This is a genomic window from Pseudarthrobacter sp. 05T312 (assembly GCF_056396685.1).
The window spans coordinates 168,955-188,424 of record NZ_JBFTLY010000001.1 but is presented as its reverse complement, the minus strand read 5'-3'; the positions used below and the strand labels follow the sequence as shown (position 1 = coordinate 188,424).

Below are 19,470 nucleotides of genomic sequence, written 5' to 3'. Positions count from 1 at the left end.
GTGCCGGGTCCTGGCCCGGATAGCTACGTCCTCTCCCAGATGGATACCCAGTCCACCAGGACATGGCCGTTGGTTTCGGGCAGCGGACAGTTCGGGGAGCAGGCTTCGGTCTGCAGGATGTAATGCATCGGCTTGTTCGGGACGAACCTCGTGGAGACGCCGAGGGATTTCCCGTCAAGGAAGAATTCGATGCCGTCCGCACGCCACTCAGTGGTGGCAATGTGCCAGTCCCCGTATGGCTGGTTGGGGCGGAAGACGTCGAACCGGTGTTCGCCGGCCTCCACGCCATGCACCGCAGCGTAGATGACCTTTGACAGGTCCCCTTCCGGGAAGTCGATTTCCCCATCCTCCGGCCACTGCTTGCTGTCCGGCCACAGCAGCCACGCCAACTTGTATCCCGGCAACGCTTCGGCTTTGAAACGGACGGAAAATCGTCCGTACACCAAGCTGTTGTAGGGCCGCTGGCTGGCTCCGTAGAGTTTGGGCGACGGCGCGGCCCCCATGGCCACTCCGTCTTCCGAGTGCAGGAACATGTCCAGGACGCCGTCATGGACACTCAGAACCTTCGACGGGTAGTACCCGGACGTCCGCGCGTCCTTGGGCTGCTGCTGGGCGGCGGTGTCCGGTGTTCCATCCGCGTAGTTCTCGCTCCAGCGTGAGGCGTAGACGGGACCGGGAAATGTCCCCAGGCCAACGTCTCCGTCGGTGAAGTCTTCCGCGAAGACCTGTTTCCAACCGGGAAGATCCGTGGTGGGCATGGCCTCTGAAGCTGCGGAGGGGTCTGCGCTTTGGGGCGTTCCGGAGGGGGCAGGGGGGTCTACGTTGTGGGAAACCTCGGGGGCGGCCGACGACACCGGCGCCCCGGTGGTTGGATCCGCGGGATCGGAGGCACTTCCGGGCCCGGAACCTGACCCTGGTCCTGAACCTGCAGGAGCGTTGAGGTCACCGCAGGCAACGGCCGTCAAAGCAATGACCATGACGAGGACAAGGCTGCGGGCATGATGGGCAAATGTCGCCACGGGCCTGCCTCCGTCCAGTCAGAGTTATTGGATTCTACCGCCGGGTAATCCAGGCGGCGACCGGCTCCGCAACGGGTGTCTGCATTGCTGTCCTCCCCCTGGATCCCGCGACGACGGGAGAACCGTACGCGGCATCCCGTCCCTAGTCCGGTCCAGCCTACGAACCTCCCGGCGACTGGTCATGAGTAGCTGGTACTCAGGTTTCCGGAACTTCGCTCGGGGGCGCTTGGCAGGGGTACCTGTTTTTGCCCTAACCGGTTCCGGAGGATGGCCGCGCCGTTACAATCCGCACCCGGGCCGGGTTTGAGGCGTGCCATTGGCGGCAAGGTACGCTCCGCGGAGCTGCAGGGCAAAGGGAAGGCCCCTCCTAGGAGGGGCCTTGAACGTAGTGGTCACTTGTCTTCTGGTATCGGTCAGCGGTGATGCGCAATCCCCCTTCCCGGACGCCCCCGGCGCCCATCCGGACTATGACGCGTTCCACTTTAATAACTGGCTGCCGGAGCGTAAAGACCCTCTTGGAAAAATTTTGGATGCCCGACGGCGGCGGCGGGCCGAGGCGGGCCAGGTGGCCCTAGCGCCGGAGTCAGCTTTGTTCTATAACTAATAGAACAAAGGTAAAGGGGTGGGGACATTGATCCTCAATGTGGACCTGGCTGCCGACGTCCCGATCTACCAGCAGATCCGGGACCAGATCGTGGAAGCGATCGCCCACGGCGCATTGAAAGACGGCAGCTCACTGCCACCCACCCGCACTCTCGCTGCCGATTTCGGTATCAACTTCCACACTGCCAACAAGGCCTACGATCTCCTCCGGCAAGAAGGCCTGATCCGCCTCAGCCGCGGCACCGGAGCGGTGGTGACCGCACCCGCCGCGAACCCACTCCCCGCGGACTGGACCGGCAGGGTCCGGACCCTCCTGGCCGAGGCCGTGGCCCGCGGAGCCTCGGCCCCTGAGGTGCTCGACGCCTGCCGGACAGTTCTCGATTCATTCAGCTCCAAACAGCAGGAGGGCACGCCGTGATTGTTTCCGTGATTTTGGGCCTGGTATTGCTGGGCCTGGTTCTGCTGTTGGCACTGGTCTTGCCGTCGGTCACCAGCGGAACTGTTCCGTTCGGGGTCCGGATCCCGGCCCAAAATGCCGCAGATCCGGTGGTCACCGCGCAGTCGCGCCTGTACCGGCGTCGGGTCCTGATCTGCGGAGGCATCATCGCGGCTGCCGGCGTGGCCAGCGTTGCAGTGACCGGGCAGCCGCTGCTTCTGCCGTTGTCTGTCCTGGTGCTTGTAGGTACTTGGTATGGCTGCTTCTTCCTGGCCCACCAGGAGATCCGCGCGGCGAAACTTGCCGGCGGCTGGTTCGAGGGGCTGCACCAAGGCATCGCCGTGGACACCGAGCTGCGGACCAATCCTCCACGGTTCCCCTGGCTCTGGCTGGTGCCGGCAGTAGCCATCCCGGTGGCGACGGGAGTTATCGGCATCCTGATGTATCCGTCGATGCCGCAGAACCTCGCGGTGCACTATGGCGCGAACGGTGTGCCGAACAGGATTGAAGTGAAGTCGGTTGGCTCCGCTTTTTCGCTGGTTTTCCTGCAGCTGGGGCTCACCGCATTGCTGGCCGGCATCGCGGCGGCCATTCTCCGCAGCCGTCCCGATCTTGACCCGGCCCGCCCCATGGGGTCCTCGCGGTGGGCACGGCACTACATGTCGCTGGGCGCCAAGGCCCTGCTGGGACTGGTGGCCATGATCGACCTGGGCCTGATGGGATCATCGCTGTTAATGTGGACAGGAACCGTTTCCCGGTGGGCACCTTTGGTGATCGTGATTCCGGTCTTGGTCTCGGTGGCAGCAACTATCACTGTCCTGGCCAGGAACAACCGGGACCGCGGCGGCAACGGGGAGGACACCGGCCTCACTCACCGCGACGACGACAGGTACTGGCGCGGCGGCGTGATCTACATCAATCGGGAAGACCCGGCCCTGGTTGTCCCCCGCAGGTTCGGCATCGGCTGGACCCTGAACTTCGGCGACCCGAGGGCGGCGATGTTTTTGGCCGGCGTGGTCGCGCTGATCGGGTTGGTGATCGCGCTCCGCTTTACCAGCTGAGGAGCTTTCGACGCGCAAAGAGGCTGGCGCAGCCCGAATACCGGGAGCGCCAGCCTCTCTGCGTGTCAGCGGAGGTTTCCTGTGTCGAAAACGTCCGCTGGGTTAGATGTCCGCCAGGAGGGATGTGGGGTTTTCGATGGCGTCGGCCACGAAGCGGAGGAAGCCGCCGGCTGTGCCGCCGTCGCAGACCCGGTGGTCGAAGGTCAGCGTGAGTTCGGTGACCTTGCGGACAGCCAGCTCGCCGTTGACCACCCACGGCTTGTCGATGATCCGGCCCACGCCGAGGATGCCTACCTCCGGGTGGTTGATGATCGCCGCTGAGCCGTCGACGCCGAACACACCATAGTTGTTCACCGTGAACGTTCCGCCGCCCAGCTCGGCCGGGGTCGCCTTGCCGTCGCGGGCCACCTGCGTGAGGCGGCGGATCTCCGCGTCCAGCTCCCTGGCACTGAGCTTTTCGGCCCCGCGCACGGAAGGCACCACCAGGCCGCGGTCGGTCTGCGCCGCAAAGCCCAGGTTTATCCCGTCGAAGGCCACGATCTCCTGCGACCCGTCGTCGGCAGTCTCGATGCGGGTGTTCAGCTCCGGGAACTTTTTCAGCCCCGCCGTGACGAACCGGGCAATGAACGCCAACAAACCGGGAACCTCCGCGCCATTGGCTTTCAGCCCCTCACGCAGCTCCATCAGCGCGGTGGCGTCCACGTCCACCCAGACCGTGGCTTCCGGGATCTCGGAACGGCTGCGTGCCATGTTCGCGGCGACTGCCTTCCGGACGCCGCGGACCGGGGTGCGGGCCGAGATGGCGAGTCCGGTACGGGCGTCCGTGGCCGGGCCGGCGGACGGTGCGGCCGGCTCCGCCAACGGTGCGGGCGCTTCAACGGGTTGGGCCGGGGGTGTGGCTGCAGGGGCTGCCGACTTCAGCGCCGCTTCAACATCACGGCGCATGATCAGCCCGCTGTCGCCGGAACCAGAGATGTCACCGAGGTCCACGCCGTGCTCCTTGGCCATGCGCCGGACCAGTGGTGAAATCACCGCGCCCAGCTTGCCGGGTACACGGGTGCGGAGCAGTGCGAGCTCATCCTCCTTGGACAGCTCTGCAGGAGCCGATTCAGTCCGCTCGTCCACGGCGACGGCGGTCTTCCGGGCACGGGTACGCCGCGCCTGACCGTGCCCGCCGGGAGTGCCGTACCCGATCAGCACATTGCCGGACCCGGCCTTCTCCTCTTCCCGATACGCTTCCGCCTCAGCCGACGCGGATGATGCCGCCCCGGGAGTGGCATCGGGCCTTCCTGAGCCGGCAGCATCGTCCGCAGGACGAATGCTGTCCGGCGAAGGGGCGGGGGCGGCATCGTCCGCGGCGGACCCCGCAACGGAACCAACAGGCGTCACCGAGATCAGCGGCTTCCCCACGTCCAGGGTCTCCCCCGGCTTCCCGTGCAGCTCGGCCACGATCCCGGCATAGGGCGACGGCACCTCCACCGCGGACTTGGCGGTCTCCACCTCGGCGATCGGCTGATCGACGGCGATCTCGTCACCCACAGAGACATGCCAGGCCACCAGTTCGGCTTCGGTGAGGCCCTCACCCAGGTCGGGCAGCAAGAATACGCGTGGTTCGCTCATGGTCAGTTCTCCCACTGAAGGTCGTCAACGGCGTCGAGGATGCGGTCCACGCCGGGCAGGTAGTACTTCTCGAGTTTGGGCGCCGGGTAGGGGACATCGAACCCGGTCACGCGGCGGATCGGGGCGGCCAGGTAGTGGAAACAGCGCTCCTGGACCCGGGCCACGATCTCGGAGGACACCGACGCAAAGCCGTGCGCCTCCGCGATCACCACGACCCGGCCGGTCTTGCGCACCGATTCACACACGGTCTCGTCGTCGAACGGAACGATGGTCCGCACATCGATGACTTCCAGCGAGCGCCCTTCCAAAGCGGCAGCCTCCGCGGCAGCCAAAGCAGTGGGCACGGACGGACCGTAGGCGATCAGCGTCGCGTCGGTGCCGGGACGCGCGACGGCGGCCCTCCCCTCCGAGGTGCGTCCCGCCGTCGTACCGTCCGCAGAACGCCCGTCCTCGTGAAGGCGCCGCAGCTCGCCCAGGTCCACGGAGTCCTTGGTCCAGTACATCTTCTTGGGTTCCATGAAGACCACCGGATCGTCGGAGTCGATGGCTTCGCGGAGCATCCGGTAGCCGTCCGCGACGGTGGCCGGGGTGTAGACCTTCAGGCCGGCGGTGTGGGCGTAGTAGGACTCGGAGGAGTCGCAGTGGTGCTCCACTCCCCCGATGCCGCCGCCGTACGGGACGCGGATCACCATGGGCAGCTTGACCGTGCCCTTGGTGCGGTTGTGCATCTTGGCCACGTGGCTGACGATCTGCTCGAACGCGGGGTAGGCGAATGCGTCGAACTGCATTTCGATGACCGGGCGCATGCCGTTGATGGCCATGCCCACGGCCATGCCCACGATCCCGGATTCTGCCAGCGGGGTGTCGAAGCAGCGCTGCTCGCCGAACGTGGCGGTGAGGCCGTCGGTGATGCGGAAGACGCCGCCCAGGAGCCCCACGTCCTCGCCGAACACCAGGACGGAGGAGTCGGCGTGCATGGCGTCGGCGAGCGCCGTGTTGAGGGCTTTGGCCATGGTGACCGGCTGTGGGCCGGCGGCCTCCGCGGACGCTGCGGCGGAGGCGGCGGCCCGGGCGGTGGCGGCGGAAACGTTGCCGTTGGCCTCGGATGAGGTGGTGATGGTGGGGCTCACTTGCCGGCCTCCTTCGAATCGGTAGCTGCGGCGTCGCGGGCCAACTCGTCGGCGAGCAGGGCGGACTGTTCCTTCAGCTGCGGGGTTTGAACCGCGAACACGTGGCGGAAGAGTTCCTGCGGGTCCACGGGAACGTCTTCGCCGAGGCCTTCGCGAAGCTGTGCGGCAACCGCTTCAGCGTGCTCGCGGATGCGGGCCTCGCCGTCGTCGTCCAGCAGGCCCCGGTCCGTCAGGTAGGTGCGCATTCGGTTCACAGGGTCCTTGGCCCGCCACTCCGCAACCTCGGCGCTTTCCCGGTAGCGGGTGTCGTCGTCGGCGTTGGTGTGGGCCTGCATGCGGTACGTGTTGGCTTCCACCAGCAGCGGGCCGGAGCCCTCGCGGGCCAGCTTCACGGCGCGGTCCAGGACGGCGAGGAGCGCGACGACGTCGTTGCCGTCCACGCGCTCACCCGCCATGCCGTAGCCCACGGCTTTGTGCGCGAGCGACGGCGCCACGGACTGGTGTGCCAGCGGCACCGAGATGGCGTACTTGTTGTTCTGGACGAAGAAGATGACCGGGAGGTGGAAGACGGCGGCGAAGTTCAGGGCTTCGTGGAAGTCGCCTTCGCTGGTGGCGCCGTCGCCGCACATGGCCAGCACCACGGTGTCCTCACCGCGGAGCTTGGCGGCGTGGGCAACACCGACGGCGTGCAGCAGCTGGGTGGTCAGCGGGGTGCACTGGATGCCCACCTTGTACTTGAGGGGGTCGTACCCGCCGTGCCAGTCGCCGCGGAAGATGGTCATCACCTGGACCGGGTCCACGCCGCGGGTCATCACGGCCACGGCGTCGCGGTAGGTGGGGAACATCCAGTCGCCGTCGGACAGGCACAGGGCGGCAGCCACCTGGCAGGCTTCCTGGCCGTGGCTGGAGGGGTAGACGGCCATGCGGCCCTGCCGGACCAGGGCGGAATTCTGGTCATTGACGCGGCGGCCGACGACGAGTTGTTCGTATGCTTCGAGCAGTTCCTTGTCGCCGGGCACGGGGTATTCGTGGCCGGGCTGGGTGCCCTGCTCGCCCTTGGATTTCAGGTTGCCGTCCGGGTCCACCATCTGGATCTGGTGCCGGGCGGGGAGCATGTAGTCCTCCACCGTGATGCCGAACTTCTTCACAGCTTCCGTCAGCGCATTCTCGGGCGCTGCCGTGCTGGTGGTGTCCGGCGCGGTGTGGTCTGCGGAGATCGTCATTGGTCCGTCCTTCGGTAGCCACTATTCCCTCCAAGTATTGTCCTGACGCCGGTTTCGTATCTACTGGATAGCCAAATCGTGGAGAACCTGCTCCCACGGCCCTATTATGGGAGACGATTTGTAACTGTGACGTGGATTACCGACGGGGGCTGTGGACAAAATGCCGGGCAAGGATGCTGCTGCTGAGGTTCCGCTGGACGAGATCGACCGCCGCATCATTGCCGAGCTCACCCGCGACGGCCGGATGTCCGTCACCCAGGTGGCCGAAAACGTGCACATCTCACGGGCCCACGCCTACTCCCGGATTGCCCGGCTGACCGGCGACGGGGTGCTGACCCGGTTCACGGCGCTGGTGGATCCCATCAAGGCGGGGCTGAAATCCTCCGCCTACGTCACCCTGAAGCTGAAGCAGGACTCCTGGCGCGAACTCCGCGACCAGCTGGGCGCTATCCCCGAGGTGCACCACATTGCCTTGGTGGGTGGCGACTTCGACGTGATCCTGCTGGTCCGGGCCGTGGACAATATCGACCTGCGCCGGGTCATCTTCGACCAGCTCCAGTCCATGCCGGGCGTGCTCGATACGCAGACGTTCCTGGTGTTCGAGGACGTGGATACGCGCTAGGAGACTTCCGCGCCGAGGGCAGTGCTTATTCCGGAAATTGATGTTCCAGGTACTCAAGATTTCCTCAATGTGAGCGCTCCACGGCAGTACCCGAAGCCAGCGGGGACGACTACTTGGGTTGCCCCTTTTCGCCTTGAGTCTTCACGGTGCGCGGAGAAACTTCCACGGCAACGCAACGCGTAGAACGCAGGTAGTGGCAGCGCTTACCGAGTACCGGGCTTCTTGAGGTTCCAGAAACTCGGGTACCGGTACCTGTTGTTGCGCCTATTTGGCTCCGGCAAATATTGGGTCATCGATCCACCGGAAGGCACCTGGATGGAGCCACCAATGGGGGAACGGGTTCTCAATCACACATTCAAGGAGCTTCTCCATGCGCAAGATGACCAAGAAGAACAAGATCGCCGCTGTTGCCCTGTCCGCGACGCTGCTGGCAGCCGGCGGCGGCGCCGCATACGCCTACTGGAGCACCACGGGCTCCGGTACCGGATCTGCCGCCGCGTCGGCAGGCAACAACGAAGTCACCCTGCACTCCTCATTCGCCGTGGGTATTGCGCCAGGCGAGACCCGGGCTGTGACCTACACGGCAGATAACTCGAACACCTCCAGCACGGTTGTCGCGGGCTTGGCTCCAACGGTGGCCACGAGTGACGCGAAGTGCCTCCCCATCTGGTTCACCGTAGACGCTACCGCCACGCCTGCGACAGTTCCGGCGAAGACGACCGGAACGACTGTCGGCACCGGTACCCTGACCTTCCTTGACGACGAAGCGAACCAGGATGCCTGCAAGAACGCAACGATCACGGTGAACGTCACCAGCCGCTAACTAAGCGAGCGGGCCGGGGGCGGTGCGAATCCACCCCCGGCTTGCCGTCATTTGCACCGAAGAAAGAGGGGCACAGGGTGCACGAGCAGGACGGGCATGCGCGGCGTCGCAGGCGAATCGGAATCAAGGCAGCGCTGGTGGCGCTGGTGCTGCTGCTGGCCGGCGCCGGATCGCTGATCGCAGCGGCCAACAATCCAAAGCCAGGCATTACGGTGCAGGTCTCCCCCGCGAGCCAGTCCGTCCAACAGGGCCAGCTGGCGTCCTACACGGTGTCACTGACCTCCACCGGCGGATTCAGTGGGGCCGTAAACCTGACCGCCGCAGGACTCCCGGCCGGCGCAGGCGGTGCGTTCTCGCCGTCGTCCGTCACCCTCAACTCCGGCAGCACCGCAACGGCCACCCTGAACGCCACCACCGCCGCGACGACGCCGGCGGGCACCAGCTCAATCACCATTACCGCGGCAAGCGGCAAGGTCTCCGGCAGCGCAACTGCCAGCCTCACGGTGAACTACAAAATCTCCAGCTCCTTCTCGATGACTGCCACCCCGGATTCCGTCACCATTCCGCCGGGTGCCACCGCCGTCTACACGCTGCAGCTCAGCCGCACCAACCTCAGCGGACCCATTACCTTCAGCGTCCTGGGCGGCCTGCCCGCGGGAGCCACCGCATCGTTCTCGCCCAACCCGGCCACCGGGAACTCCACCACTCTCCAGGTGGTCACCGCCAACTCCTCCCCCACCGGAAGCTCCAGCATCTACCTGGTGGGCACCGGCAAGGACTCTTCCGGGAAAGCGCAGTACGCCTACGCGAACGTGCAACTGGTCCTGGACTCCACCATCAAACAGTTCGGTATCTCCGGGAACGTCCCCGGCACCCTGTCCCCCGGTACGTCGGCCGGACTGAACCTGCAGATCAGCAACCCCATCAACAAGCCGCTGTCGCTGACCAACCTTTCGGTCGCCGTCGCGGGCGTCACCAGGAGCCCGGCCGCGGTGGCAGCAAACCTGCCCTGCACACCGGCCGACTTCACCGTCACCCAGTACAGCGGTCCCTACCCACTGACAGTGCCGGCCGCGGGCGGTTCCCTCCAGGGGCTCAACGTCGTACAGACCGCCTGGCCGCGGGTGGGAATGCTGGACACGTCCACCAACCAGGACGGCTGCAAAGGCGCCACCCTCCAGCTCAGCTACTCAGGATCAGGACAGGGGAACTGAGATGACACCTACACGAAGCCGGGGGCTCAAGGCAGCTGCCCTCGCCGGACTCCTCGTGACCGCCGGCGCCGGAACGGCCTACGCCTTCTGGAGCGGCACGGGCGCCGGGAGCGGATCGGCAGCCGCAGGCACCATGCAGGCCGTCACCGTGGACGCCCTCGTCGAAAGCGACAACCCCAGGGCGGCCCTCTACCCTGGCGGCAGTGCCGACGTCGTCCTCCGCCTGACCAACCCCAACCCGTATGCGGTTCAGGTCTACAGCGTCACCGGCAACGGGCCTGTCACAGCGGACACCGCGCACCTCGGATGCACCACTACGGGCGTCATCTTCACCGGCACTGCCGCACCTCTCGCCCCCGCAACCTACGTTGCGGCGAACTCGTCAGCACTCATTACCCTCCCCGGAGCGGCCACCATGGATACCACCTCGCTCGCAGCCTGCCAGGGCGCAACGTTCAGCGTTCCAGTGACGGCGGAGGTCCGCAAATGAGCCTCGCCGTCCGCAACGCAGCACTCTTCGTTGGCCGCCGCCCGTCCCGCAGGCTCGCTTGGATCATTACCGCGGTCCTGCTGCTGCTCGGCTCGGGCACCGCAGCCTACGCGTTCTGGGCCTCCACCACCAGCAGCAGCAACGCAGCCGCGGCTGCCGACGCCCTGACGCCGGGCTCCAAGCCGGCCGTCAGCGCCAACGGCGCCGCACTCTCGGTCACCTGGGCCAGCGGCACCACCGTCAACGGCCGGGCCGCCACCGGCTACACGGTGGCCCGCTACCCAGCAGCCACCGGCGGGGCCGCCACCCCGGCCACCGGCGGCTGCGCGGGGACCGTCACCACCCTCACCTGCACGGAGCAGAACGTCCCGGGCGGCACCTGGTACTACACCGTCACCCCGGCCATCGCGCTGTGGACCGGCGCCGAGAGCCCGCGCAGCAACGGCATTAGCAGCGATGCCACCCCGCCCACTGCGGCAGCAACGGTTTCGCCCACGCCCAACTCTGCCGGCTGGAACAGCACCAGCCCCGTCACCGTGACGGTCACGGCCGACGACGGGACCAACGGTTCCGGCGTCGCCTCCATTACGTACGCGGTCGACGGCGGAGCGCAGCAGACGGTGAGCGGCGCCGTCGCCACTATCCCGGTGGCCGGCGACGGGACGCACACGGTGCCCTACTTCGCGACGGACAAGGTGGGCAACGCCGGAACGGCGCAGAGCCAGACGGTGAAGATTGATACCCAGGCGCCAGCCGTTACTGGGCTAAGCGCTCCGCAGTACGTGAACCTGGCGACGGTTTCCGGAGTGACCGTCAGCGGAACTGCTGAGGCGAATGCGAAGATCACGCTCACCGCGGCCGACGCGGGTTCCGCCCACACCACGCCCGCTGCTACCCCCACCGCGGACAGCACAGGCAAATGGACGGCCACCCTGAACCTCAGCAGCCTGAACGAGGGACCCGTGACGTTCTCGGCAACGGCAACGGATGCCGCGGGCAACACAGGCCCAGCCAGGACCGCCACGAGCAGCAAGGACATCTCGGCCCCTGCTGCCCCTACGGCCCTGAAAGTCCCGACTTATGTCAATGCCGCCACCGCCCCGTCCATCAACGTTTCGGGCAACGCGGAAGCCGGGGCGACCGTATCTGTTTCGGCCATGAGCCCAGGGTCCCCCGCCGCAGTTACGGGCACCGCCATTGCCAGCAATGGCGCCTGGTCGCTGAACCTGGACCTCAGGTCCCTCAAGGATGACACCGTGACCTACACGGTCACGGTTATCGATTCAGCGGGCAACACGAGCAGCCCTGTCTCAGCATCGAATATCAAGGACACCGCAGCCCCGGTTCTGAGCATTGCGGCACCGATGTACGTCAACCTGAGCAGCAACATCGCGGCAGTTCCGGTCAGCGGAACTACAGAGGGCGGCATGATGGTGAACGTGACAGTCAGGAACAACAGCCTCTCGCAGAGCGTCACCAAACAGGTCACGCCAGCTGGCACTTCATGGTCAACAACGATGGATCTCACGATGGTGGGCGACGGCACCCTGACCTACACCGCCTCCGCCACAGACGCAGCGGGCAACACCGGCAGCGCAACCGCAGCGGGCTTCACCGGCAAGGATACTGTGCTTCCCAGCGTCGTTGACGTAACCGGGCAGAATGGTACTGGTTCGACTTCCGGCTCCCTCGACAAGGGGGACGTCATCACCGTGGTCTTCTCGGAAGCGATGGATCCGGCGAAGTTCTGCGCGGGATGGTCAGGGACAGAGCTGAGCGGATCCGCTACTGTTGCCGACGCTGGTAACAACGACACCATCAGTTTCACCGCCGGGAACTGCGTCGTACCATCTGGAACTCTCTCGCTCGGCGCAAACTATGTGGGAAACAGCTCTGCAGTCTTCAGCGCCACTGGCAACGGCAACGGCAACGGCAACACTCCCTCCACCCTGACGCTGGATCCCACCGGCAAGACCCTCACTATCAAGCTGGGGTCCTACAGGTCGAATTCAGGTAACGTGAGCATGCCCGCCACCCAAGGAGTCCCCTCTTACAGCACGGCAACTGGCTTGGCTGACGTGGCGGGGAACCCCCTTCCCTCAGGAGTCAGCACCAGCGGGAAGGTGAAAACCACCTTCTGACCGCGGGAGGCCGGCGGATCCAACGGGAGCCGTCGCCAGTATGGGCGAGGCCCATCCTTGCCGGCCACTCACTTCCGCCGGCGGACCACCAGGACGATGTACAGAGCGACGCCCACTGCCACCAGCGCTCCGATGTTGGCCCCCAGATTCCCACCGTTGAGCATGATCGGTCAGTTCTTCTTGGACGGAGTCGGCTGCGAGGCAGTTCCAGGAGCGCTGATCAGGTTCTGCGGCGGGGCATCGAAGTTCCCGTGGTCGTACAGGCCCACCGCACTTTGCATGTACTGCGCCCATTGCGGCCCGGCAATGAACGCCCCATCCACTGCCGGGTAGAACTTGCCGTTGACGGTGATGTTGCGGCCCAACCGGGTCGGGCCGCCGTTGAAGGGGTCGCCGAAGAAGGACGCCGTCGCCAGGCCCTTCGTGTAGCCAACCACCCAGGTCTGGTTGTTGTACTCGTTGGTTCCTGTCTTCGCGGCATCCGGAACCCCCAGCTTTTGCGGGATCAGGAGGCCGGAGCCCTTGGTGAGGACGTCCTGGAGGACGTTGGTGACGGCCTTGGCGACGTCCGGTTTCAGGGCGTCGGCCTGGCAGGAAGACGTTTGGCCGCCGATCTTGTTGCCCTGGGAATCGTCAACCTCGGTGATGGACATCGGCGCGCAGTAGGTCCCGTTGGCGTCGAACGTGGCGAAGGCGTTGGCCATGGTCAGCGGAGCGACGTTCTGGCTTCCGAGGATGTTGCCCAAGGTCGAGAGGTCGATTTTTTCGCCACCTCCGCTGCCCAGGTGGAGGCCGATGGCATCGCCGGCACGCTGGACATCGCAGAAATCGTTAAGTCCGGCGAGCGAAGCGAACGTGGCAGTGTTGATCGACTGGTAAATGCCTTCCCTGACGGTCATGGGCCGGTACCAGTTGGGCTCATCGTTTTGCAGGTCCGAGGATTGCGGAACTGTGCTGTCGAACCAGCCGTGCACCGGCTGGCAGGTGGTCTTCCACGGGTAGTAGATGCCATAGCGGCGCTTGGAAGCGTCCACAACCTGGTTGGTCGATTTGCCCTCGCCCAGCCAGGCGGCCAGGGTCACCGGCTTCATGGTTGATCCGGGCTGCATGCCTCCCACACCGCCGAGGCTGTTCCCTGCAGCATCGCCGCTGTCCACGTTGAAGTTGTAGTCGGAGACAAACCCGGCACCCTGGTCCGGCAGTTTCCGTGAATTCTGCGCCATGGACAGGACCTTGCCGGTGCCCGGTTCGATGGTCACCAGGGAGGCGCCCCACTTGTCCGGATTTGCACCGGCCGTGGCGTCCACCTGCGCCTGGGCCGGTCCCTGCAGGCGCGGATCCAGTGTGGTCTTGATGGTCAGGCCGCCAGCCATGATCTTCTGGTCCCGCTCGTCCAGGGTGGCGCCATAGGCCGGGTCGTTCTCGATCTGGTGCAGGACGTAGTCGCAGAAATACTGTGCCTGGGATGCGTAGGCGCAGCCCTGCTTCGGCGGGTTGACCTTGAGTTGGATGGGAGTGCCGACAGCGTCGTCATGTTGCTGCTGGTCGATGTAGCCGTGTTGCAGCATGGCGTCGAGCACCAGGTCCCGACGGCCCTTGGCCGCCTCAGGGTGCACGGTCGGATCGTAAAGTGACGGGCCGTTGACCAGCCCGGCGAGCAGCGCCCCCTGGGGCAGGGTGAGGTCCTTGGCATCAACAGAGAAGAAGTACTGGCTCGCCGCCTGGATGCCGTACGCGTTGGCGTTAAAGCCGACGACGTTCAGGTACCCGGCGAGGATCTGGTCCTTCGAGTACTTCTCCTCCAGGCCGATGGCGAGCTTCATCTCCTGGATCTTCTGGTTCACGCCCTTTTGCCCGTTGAGCACCACCTGGGCGTCCTTGCCCTGGGCAATGAGGTTCTCGTTGAGCATGTTCGTTACGTACTGCTGGGTCAGCGTGGACGCGCCCTGGTGGCCGCCGGCGGCGTCGACCGCCAGCGCCCGGAAGATGCCCTCAGGATCAATGCCGCCGTGCTGGTAGAACCGGTAGTCCTCGACCGCCACGATCGCGTTCTTGATGTTGGGCGACATCTGGTCGAGCGGGATCCGGGTCCGGTTCTCGTCGAAAAGCGTCGCGATCAGCGAACCGTCCGCCGCCAGGACACGCGTCATCTGCGCGGGCGGCGCGGAGAACACATCATTGGGGAGGTCGGTGGTCAGTGCGGCGGAGCCACCTGACACTGCCGTCTCGGTCAGCGCTGCTGCGGGTACCATCAACCCGGCGACCAGGGCGCCACAGAGGGCACTGACACCGATGAAACCCAGGAACCAGCCAATGGTAATTCCCGTGGCGCGGAACACGTTCCTGCTCCGGGGTGCGGTCGGGGAAGTTCGGAACGGGACTCGCTCGGGCATTCGTGTCTCCGGATCTTCTTCCTTGCCGGCAACCATACGTTTTTACCCTACTCTCCAGAATCCGCGCCCTGCGGACCTGCCCCCGCAACCACGCGGGAGTGCGGAAGAACTCATAGCGTTTTCCCAGCAAAGGCCGTTGCGGAACAGTTGCCCAGAGCGAGGTGGGCACCCAACAGGGGTAGCCTCCGCCCCAGGTTAGGTAGTGGATGTGCTTGTGGCCCGGACCTCAGCGTGGTTAGCGTGAGGCTACTGGACCGGTAACTGGGGCTGGACAGGGACCACCTTGGGGGAAGGAAGCCCGATGTTCGCAGCCTCGCGCCGGATTGTCCGCTTTGCACCGGCGGTTGCCGTCCTGCTCCTCGCCACAGCATGCCAGCCGCCCCAGGCCGCACCCAGCACTTCCTCCCCGCCATCCACTCCCCCGACCGTCGCCGCGCCGTCGTCTTCTACCGCGGCCGCCGTGCCCACTGCGTCAGCATCGCCTTCGCTGACACCAACCCCGTCTCCGACGGCACCAAAAGACTGGGCGGAGACGGTGAAACTGGTCAGGTCAGGGGTGGCCCGCGTTGCCGTAACCCTCTGCGATGGCGGCGGCGTGGGCACCGGTTTCCTGGTGGGCGATGACCTGATCATGACGGCGGCCCACGTGGCAAAGAACGAGGCCGCCATCAACGTTTCGGTGAACGGCCAGTTCACGTCGGCGGCGGTCCTGGGGATCAATGACAACCTTGACCTGGCCCTGCTGCGGACGCCCACGCCACTGAGCGGGTACAAGTTCCGGCTCGCTCCCGACCTTCCCTCCCAGGGCGTTGAGGTGGCAGCGCTTGGTTTCCCCCTGGACCGGGGACTTGCCTTCACTTCCGGCCGCGTCAGCGCTTTGGACCAGGAAGTCAGCCTCCCCGCCGGAAGGGTCCGCGGCCTCATCCAGACAGACACGGCCATTAACCCGGGCAACAGCGGCGGACCGCTGCTCCTCATGGACGGCAGCGTCGTCGGAGTGGTCAGTTCGAAGCGGGCCTGGGTTTTGGGCACCCGTGACGAGAACGATTACGGCGCCGAGGGCGTGGGCTACGCCGCCCCGGCACCGTCGGCCGCCGCGGCGCTGACGGACTGGGGCCGCCGCAGCACACCGGTGCCCCAGGCCAGCTGCGACAACCAGGCGCAGACCTCCAGCAGCGACATCATCACCACCAACCATTCGGACCACGAGCAGGCACCCAAAGTCATCCAAAGCCTGCTCACCCATGGACAGGCCATCAACCGGGCGGCCTACGACACCGCCTTTGCCGTCCTGACGCCCGAACTGCAGGCCAGCGAAGGCGGACTGGCCAAGTGGAGTTCCGGGCTGGGAACGTCCTTCTGGCGCGCCCTGACCGTCAACACCATCAGCGGCTCCGGCAACGAGCTGACGGCAGATGTCGTCCTCCGCACCGAGCAGGCCGCTGCCGACGGTCCCGGCGGCCAAACGTGCTCCGACTGGGGACTCCGTTACCGAATGTCCTGGGACGGAAGCATTTGGCGGATGGCGGCAGCGTCCACTCCCGCAGGGCCGCCCAAAGCCTGCTGACCGCCCAATACCCTTCAGCCTGCGCTGGAGGTGGGCGCCGGAACAGGCGTCGAGCCGTACTCGGCGTCAGGAGTGGGCACAACGGACGACGTCGGCTGCGGCACTTCCGTGTATTGCCCCGCCGGCGCGGTGGCACCGGACGTCGGGGCTGGGTTGGGATCACCGGCAGGGACCGTCCCCGGACTGGACGGTTCCATGACGGCCCTGGACGATGAGGGACCTGGGCTGGGATCTGCCGAAACAGTCGGCGCCGGGGCGGAGGCCGGGGTCACCGAAGCACCCCTGACGACGGCCGTGATTTGTTCCTTGAACCCGTTGAGCGCGGCCTGGATATCGGAAAGCGGTACGTCGCGGATGTTTCTCCCGTATTCGGCGATCTGGGCCCACAGCGCTTCCAGCTGTTGCTTGCTGTCACCGTCCAGCGGACCATCAAGGGTCAGGACCAGCTGGCTGGCCAAGGCGTAGGTGAGGCAGTCCAGGCAGTTGTAGTTGGCCGCCGCGGAAAGGTTCTGCGGCACGATCACGTCCGCCTGCCCCACGACCAGCACCACTTGGAACCCCACGGCCACCGCTGCGCAGCCCGCGCAGTTGGCGAAGGCATAGGCCTCGTTGGTGGTGGTGACGGGCTGGCCATCGTCGGCCCATACGAGGGCGAACGCCACGCTGTACTGGACGGAGCCGTCGGTGGTGTTGACGGCGAGCGCCTGGTTCCCGTCACCCTCGGGAGCAGCCGGCCGGTCGAACGGGAACACCCAGGACGGCGCCGCAGCGGAGGAACCGCGGCCGGCAGATGGAGCGGCGGAGGAACCCTCCGGTACCAGCACCATGCTCAGCTGAGGGTTATCACGGGTGGGTTTGGCCGTGCCGGCAGGCCACAGCGCAACGGTTCGTCCCGCCGCGCCCTGCCGCAACGCCCCGCCGTCGTGCGTGGGAAGGATCGCCCGGGCGGCATCCCCCACCGTTCCGCGCTCGTAGGCCTGCACCGGGCGGTACGTCCCGGCGTCGGGCCACCATGCCCACGCGAGTCCCGCCAGGAGGACCCCCACGGCACTCATGGCCACGATCCGCTGGGCAAGTTTGCCGCGGGTCTTCTGCCACAAGCCGGTGACCAACTGCCGCAACAGCCGCACCACGATATACAGCACGCCGAGCACCGGGACGGCCACCACAAGAATGGCCAGGGCCCGCACGGTCACGCCCAGGGCGTCGCCCGAGGACAGGCTCGCTGCCAGCGCCTCCTGCTGTTTGCCCACGCTGGCCCACCCGGTGGCCAACAGCCGCGGCAGGGACAGCACCATCATCACCATGGTGAACAGCAGCACCGGCACCGTGACCAGGACCCAGATGGTCACCACGGCCCGCGCCCACGGTTTCAACACCCTGCTTTCCGGGTTTCCCCACCGCCACGGAAGGATCCCCAGTAGGGTTGGCTTGATCCGCTGGAAGAGGTCCGGGACACCGGTGGCGTCGGCCAGGATGTGGTAGCCGTCGTATTTCACCAGCGGGATCAGTTGCCGGACCATCTGCAGGATCTGGGTGACCACCACCAGCAGGAGCGCGTCGAAGCCGGTGGCCCACCACAGGCCCATGATGGCCACCGCCACGATGGCATTGAAATATAGTCCGCCCAGGTCGGTGCGGATCCTGCCGCCGCGGCCCAGCCGGTAGGAATCCGTGACGTCAGTGAAGAACGCGGGCCACAGCAGGTACAGCCCGGCCCCCATGGCTCCGGGCGTCGCCCCGCCCTTGCGGGTGGCAGCGGCGTGGCCGAATTCGTGGAACCCGGCGGAGAGGATGGTGACTGCGAGGATCAGCAGCAGGAGGGCCGGCTGTTCGAAGGCCTCATGGGTGGCGGAGCCCAGGCCCTTCACCATGAGCACCCACCAGCATGCGGCCAGGAACGCGGCCGTCACGGCCACCACCAGCAGCGGGTGGAACAGCACGGCGAACGGGGCGGTGATCCTGCGCGTGCGCTCCGGATCGGACACGATGTAGCGGAACCGCAGGCCCAGCAGCGGGTTGGATTTCCTGACCTCGGGCTGGCTGCCGTCGGCGAGCCGGAGCAGGCCCATCGGCAGCAGCTGGGAGTCCATCAGCGTGCGGACGTTGTCCGCGCTGACCAGGCGCCCTGAGCCGTCGCTGACGTGCCGGGCGATGGCCTCCAGGTCGCGCGTCCCGTCGGCTCCCTCCAGCACCAGGTACAGGAGCCGGGTCAGCTGGAGGGTCTGCCCATCGCCGCGGCGCACCAAGGACGGCGGCTCCCGGTAGCCGGAGCCTTCCGCCGGGCCAAGCAGCTGCACGCCGTCGGCCAGCGCAGGAAGGTGGGAACCCGCCGTCGTGATGGTCCGGCCCGGCGGATCCTGGGAAAGGGCAGCGCTCGACGACGGCGGGCCCGCCTGGGCAGGCGGGCCGCCTTGGGTCTGGGTCATCTTGGCTTACTGCTGCAGGTCGGACTGCTGGCCGGCCGTGGCGTTGGCGGCGCCGTCGATGTGCTGCGAGATGGTGGCGCTCTGGTCCGAGATCGCGTACGCCTGGCTGTCGATGGAGCCAATGTTGGCGGCCACGGCCGCGTCGATCGGGGCTGCAACGTTGGCGTTCGCCGCGACGGCACCGTTGATGGGGGCGGCAATGGCGGCGTCCGCATCGAGGTTGACGTCGACGTTCAACAGGTTGCCGTTCAGCGCACCCGCTGCGTCTGTGACGCCACCGGTGCTTGTGGGCGCAGGTGCTGTTCCGGTGGTCCCATCCGTGGTTCCGGCGGTGCCCGTGTCGGTGGTGCCGTCGCCCTGGCCGATTACGCTGTCCTGGGCGGAGTTGGCATTGGCGTCGGCCACGATGCCCTGGTCAATCGCCGCGTCTTGGCTGGACAAGGCCTGCGCGTCGGAGCCATAGGACAGGATGTTGGCTGACGCGGCGGCGTCAATCGGCGCGGCCACGTTCGCATTGGCGGCGACGGCCAGGTCGATCGGGGCTGCAGCATTGATCCCCAGGTCCAGGTCCGCGTTCAGGTCCAGGACGGATGCTACTTCCTTGTCCGGCAGGGCTGTGGCCTGTTCGGACATCAGTTCTTCGTCGGTGAGAGGACGCATTTCGTTGTCCATGCTTGTGAGACCTCCAGTGCGGCGCGG

17 protein-coding genes are annotated in these 19,470 nt (G+C 66.3%); 9 read left to right on the top strand and 8 right to left on the bottom strand.

Annotation, left to right across the window (positions count from 1 at the left end):
• Nucleotides 1-23: 23 nt before the first annotated feature.
• Nucleotides 24-1,019: a glycoside hydrolase family 16 protein gene (locus AC1DIP_RS00960; RefSeq protein WP_477732526.1), complete on the bottom strand. Its 996-nt coding sequence runs from the start codon at nt 1,017-1,019 to the stop codon at nt 24-26.
• A 379-nt stretch (nt 1,020-1,398) separates the two neighbouring features.
• Between AC1DIP_RS00960 and AC1DIP_RS00955 the strand changes: the two genes are divergently transcribed.
• Genes AC1DIP_RS00955 through AC1DIP_RS00945 form a run of 3 tightly spaced genes read left to right on the top strand, consistent with a single transcriptional unit; the run spans nt 1,399 to nt 3,119 of the window.
• Nucleotides 1,399-1,623, top strand: coding sequence for a hypothetical protein (locus tag AC1DIP_RS00955; RefSeq protein WP_477732525.1), 225 nt, complete (start codon nt 1,399-1,401; stop codon nt 1,621-1,623).
• A gap of 18 nt (nt 1,624-1,641) precedes the next feature.
• A complete protein-coding gene (locus tag AC1DIP_RS00950; RefSeq protein ID WP_477732524.1) occupies nt 1,642-2,040 on the top strand; it encodes a GntR family transcriptional regulator in 399 nt (132 codons plus the stop codon).
• Nucleotides 2,037-3,119, top strand: coding sequence for a DUF1648 domain-containing protein (locus AC1DIP_RS00945; RefSeq protein ID WP_307359174.1), 1,083 nt, complete (start codon nt 2,037-2,039; stop codon nt 3,117-3,119). Before AC1DIP_RS00950 ends, AC1DIP_RS00945 begins: the two co-directional genes overlap by 4 nt.
• 102 nt (nt 3,120-3,221) lie before the next feature.
• Here AC1DIP_RS00945 and AC1DIP_RS00940 read toward each other — a convergent pair whose 3' ends face one another.
• From AC1DIP_RS00940 to pdhA, 3 genes are read right to left on the bottom strand one after another with little or no spacing between them, the layout of a single operon-like run.
• Nucleotides 3,222-4,739, bottom strand: a complete 1,518-nt coding sequence (locus tag AC1DIP_RS00940) for a dihydrolipoamide acetyltransferase family protein (RefSeq protein WP_477732523.1) — start codon at nt 4,737-4,739, stop codon at nt 3,222-3,224.
• 2 nt (nt 4,740-4,741) lie between these two features.
• On the bottom strand, nt 4,742-5,869 hold the full coding sequence (locus AC1DIP_RS00935; RefSeq protein WP_477732522.1) for an alpha-ketoacid dehydrogenase subunit beta: 1,128 nt from the start codon (nt 5,867-5,869) through the stop codon (nt 4,742-4,744).
• Nucleotides 5,866-7,092, bottom strand: a complete 1,227-nt coding sequence (gene pdhA / locus AC1DIP_RS00930) for a pyruvate dehydrogenase (acetyl-transferring) E1 component subunit alpha (protein ID WP_477732521.1) — start codon at nt 7,090-7,092, stop codon at nt 5,866-5,868. Before pdhA ends, AC1DIP_RS00935 begins: the two co-directional genes overlap by 4 nt.
• Nucleotides 7,093-7,252: 160 nt before the next feature.
• On the opposite strand from pdhA, the gene AC1DIP_RS00925 reads away from it, so the two are divergent.
• From AC1DIP_RS00925 to AC1DIP_RS00905, 5 genes are all read left to right on the top strand, one after another.
• Nucleotides 7,253-7,714: an Lrp/AsnC family transcriptional regulator gene (locus AC1DIP_RS00925; RefSeq protein ID WP_188570390.1), complete on the top strand. Its 462-nt coding sequence runs from the start codon at nt 7,253-7,255 to the stop codon at nt 7,712-7,714.
• Nucleotides 7,715-8,084: 370 nt separating this feature from the next.
• Nucleotides 8,085-8,537: a hypothetical protein gene (locus AC1DIP_RS00920; RefSeq protein WP_477732520.1), complete on the top strand. Its 453-nt coding sequence runs from the start codon at nt 8,085-8,087 to the stop codon at nt 8,535-8,537.
• A 77-nt stretch (nt 8,538-8,614) separates the two neighbouring features.
• The gene (locus tag AC1DIP_RS00915) at nt 8,615-9,751 is read left to right on the top strand and encodes a COG1470 family protein (RefSeq protein ID WP_477732519.1); all 1,137 of its coding nucleotides are present in this window, start codon (nt 8,615-8,617) and stop codon (nt 9,749-9,751) included.
• A 1-nt stretch (nt 9,752) separates the two neighbouring features.
• Nucleotides 9,753-10,241 (top strand): hypothetical protein, encoded by a 489-nt coding sequence (locus AC1DIP_RS00910; RefSeq protein WP_477732518.1) that lies wholly within the window; start codon nt 9,753-9,755, stop codon nt 10,239-10,241.
• Nucleotides 10,238-12,382, top strand: coding sequence for a beta strand repeat-containing protein (locus tag AC1DIP_RS00905; protein WP_477732517.1), 2,145 nt, complete (start codon nt 10,238-10,240; stop codon nt 12,380-12,382). Before AC1DIP_RS00910 ends, AC1DIP_RS00905 begins: the two co-directional genes overlap by 4 nt.
• A 170-nt stretch (nt 12,383-12,552) precedes the next feature.
• Here the strand turns inward: AC1DIP_RS00905 and AC1DIP_RS00900 are convergent, their stop codons facing one another.
• Nucleotides 12,553-14,775, bottom strand: coding sequence for a transglycosylase domain-containing protein (locus AC1DIP_RS00900; RefSeq protein WP_477732516.1), 2,223 nt, complete (start codon nt 14,773-14,775; stop codon nt 12,553-12,555).
• A gap of 246 nt (nt 14,776-15,021) precedes the next feature.
• A complete protein-coding gene (locus AC1DIP_RS00895) occupies nt 15,022-15,378 on the bottom strand; it encodes a hypothetical protein (RefSeq protein WP_477732515.1) in 357 nt (118 codons plus the stop codon).
• On the opposite strand from AC1DIP_RS00895, the gene AC1DIP_RS00890 reads away from it, so the two are divergent.
• Nucleotides 15,371-16,342 (top strand): S1C family serine protease, encoded by a 972-nt coding sequence (locus AC1DIP_RS00890; protein ID WP_477732514.1) that lies wholly within the window; start codon nt 15,371-15,373, stop codon nt 16,340-16,342. The two genes, AC1DIP_RS00895 and AC1DIP_RS00890, sit on opposite strands and share 8 nt — an antisense overlap.
• Nucleotides 16,343-16,356: 14 nt before the next feature.
• Here AC1DIP_RS00890 and AC1DIP_RS00885 read toward each other — a convergent pair whose 3' ends face one another.
• Nucleotides 16,357-18,771, bottom strand: coding sequence for a hypothetical protein (locus tag AC1DIP_RS00885; RefSeq protein WP_477732513.1), 2,415 nt, complete (start codon nt 18,769-18,771; stop codon nt 16,357-16,359).
• Between the two features lie 6 nt (nt 18,772-18,777).
• Nucleotides 18,778-19,431 carry a peptidoglycan-binding protein gene (locus AC1DIP_RS00880; RefSeq protein ID WP_476206747.1) on the bottom strand — a complete coding sequence of 218 codons (654 nt, stop codon included), beginning with the start codon at nt 19,429-19,431 and terminating at the stop codon, nt 18,778-18,780.
• Nucleotides 19,432-19,470 lie beyond the last annotated feature (39 nt).

Excerpts from the sequence above, each read along its gene's own strand:
- AC1DIP_RS00940 (WP_477732523.1), bottom strand. The coding sequence starts at position 4,739 with ATGAGCGAACCACGCGTATTCTTGCTGCCCGACCTGGGTGAGGGCCTC.
- pdhA (WP_477732521.1), bottom strand. The coding sequence starts at position 7,092 with ATGACGATCTCCGCAGACCACACCGCGCCGGACACCACCAGCACGGCA.
- AC1DIP_RS00925 (WP_188570390.1), top strand. The coding sequence starts at position 7,253 with ATGCCGGGCAAGGATGCTGCTGCTGAGGTTCCGCTGGACGAGATCGAC.
- AC1DIP_RS00920 (WP_477732520.1), top strand. The coding sequence starts at position 8,085 with ATGCGCAAGATGACCAAGAAGAACAAGATCGCCGCTGTTGCCCTGTCC.
- AC1DIP_RS00910 (WP_477732518.1), top strand. The coding sequence starts at position 9,753 with ATGACACCTACACGAAGCCGGGGGCTCAAGGCAGCTGCCCTCGCCGGA.
- AC1DIP_RS00905 (WP_477732517.1), top strand. The coding sequence starts at position 10,238 with ATGAGCCTCGCCGTCCGCAACGCAGCACTCTTCGTTGGCCGCCGCCCG.
- AC1DIP_RS00900 (WP_477732516.1), bottom strand. The coding sequence starts at position 14,775 with ATGCCCGAGCGAGTCCCGTTCCGAACTTCCCCGACCGCACCCCGGAGC.
- AC1DIP_RS00885 (WP_477732513.1), bottom strand. The coding sequence starts at position 18,771 with ATGACCCAGACCCAAGGCGGCCCGCCTGCCCAGGCGGGCCCGCCGTCG.
- AC1DIP_RS00880 (WP_476206747.1), bottom strand. The coding sequence starts at position 19,431 with ATGCGTCCTCTCACCGACGAAGAACTGATGTCCGAACAGGCCACAGCC.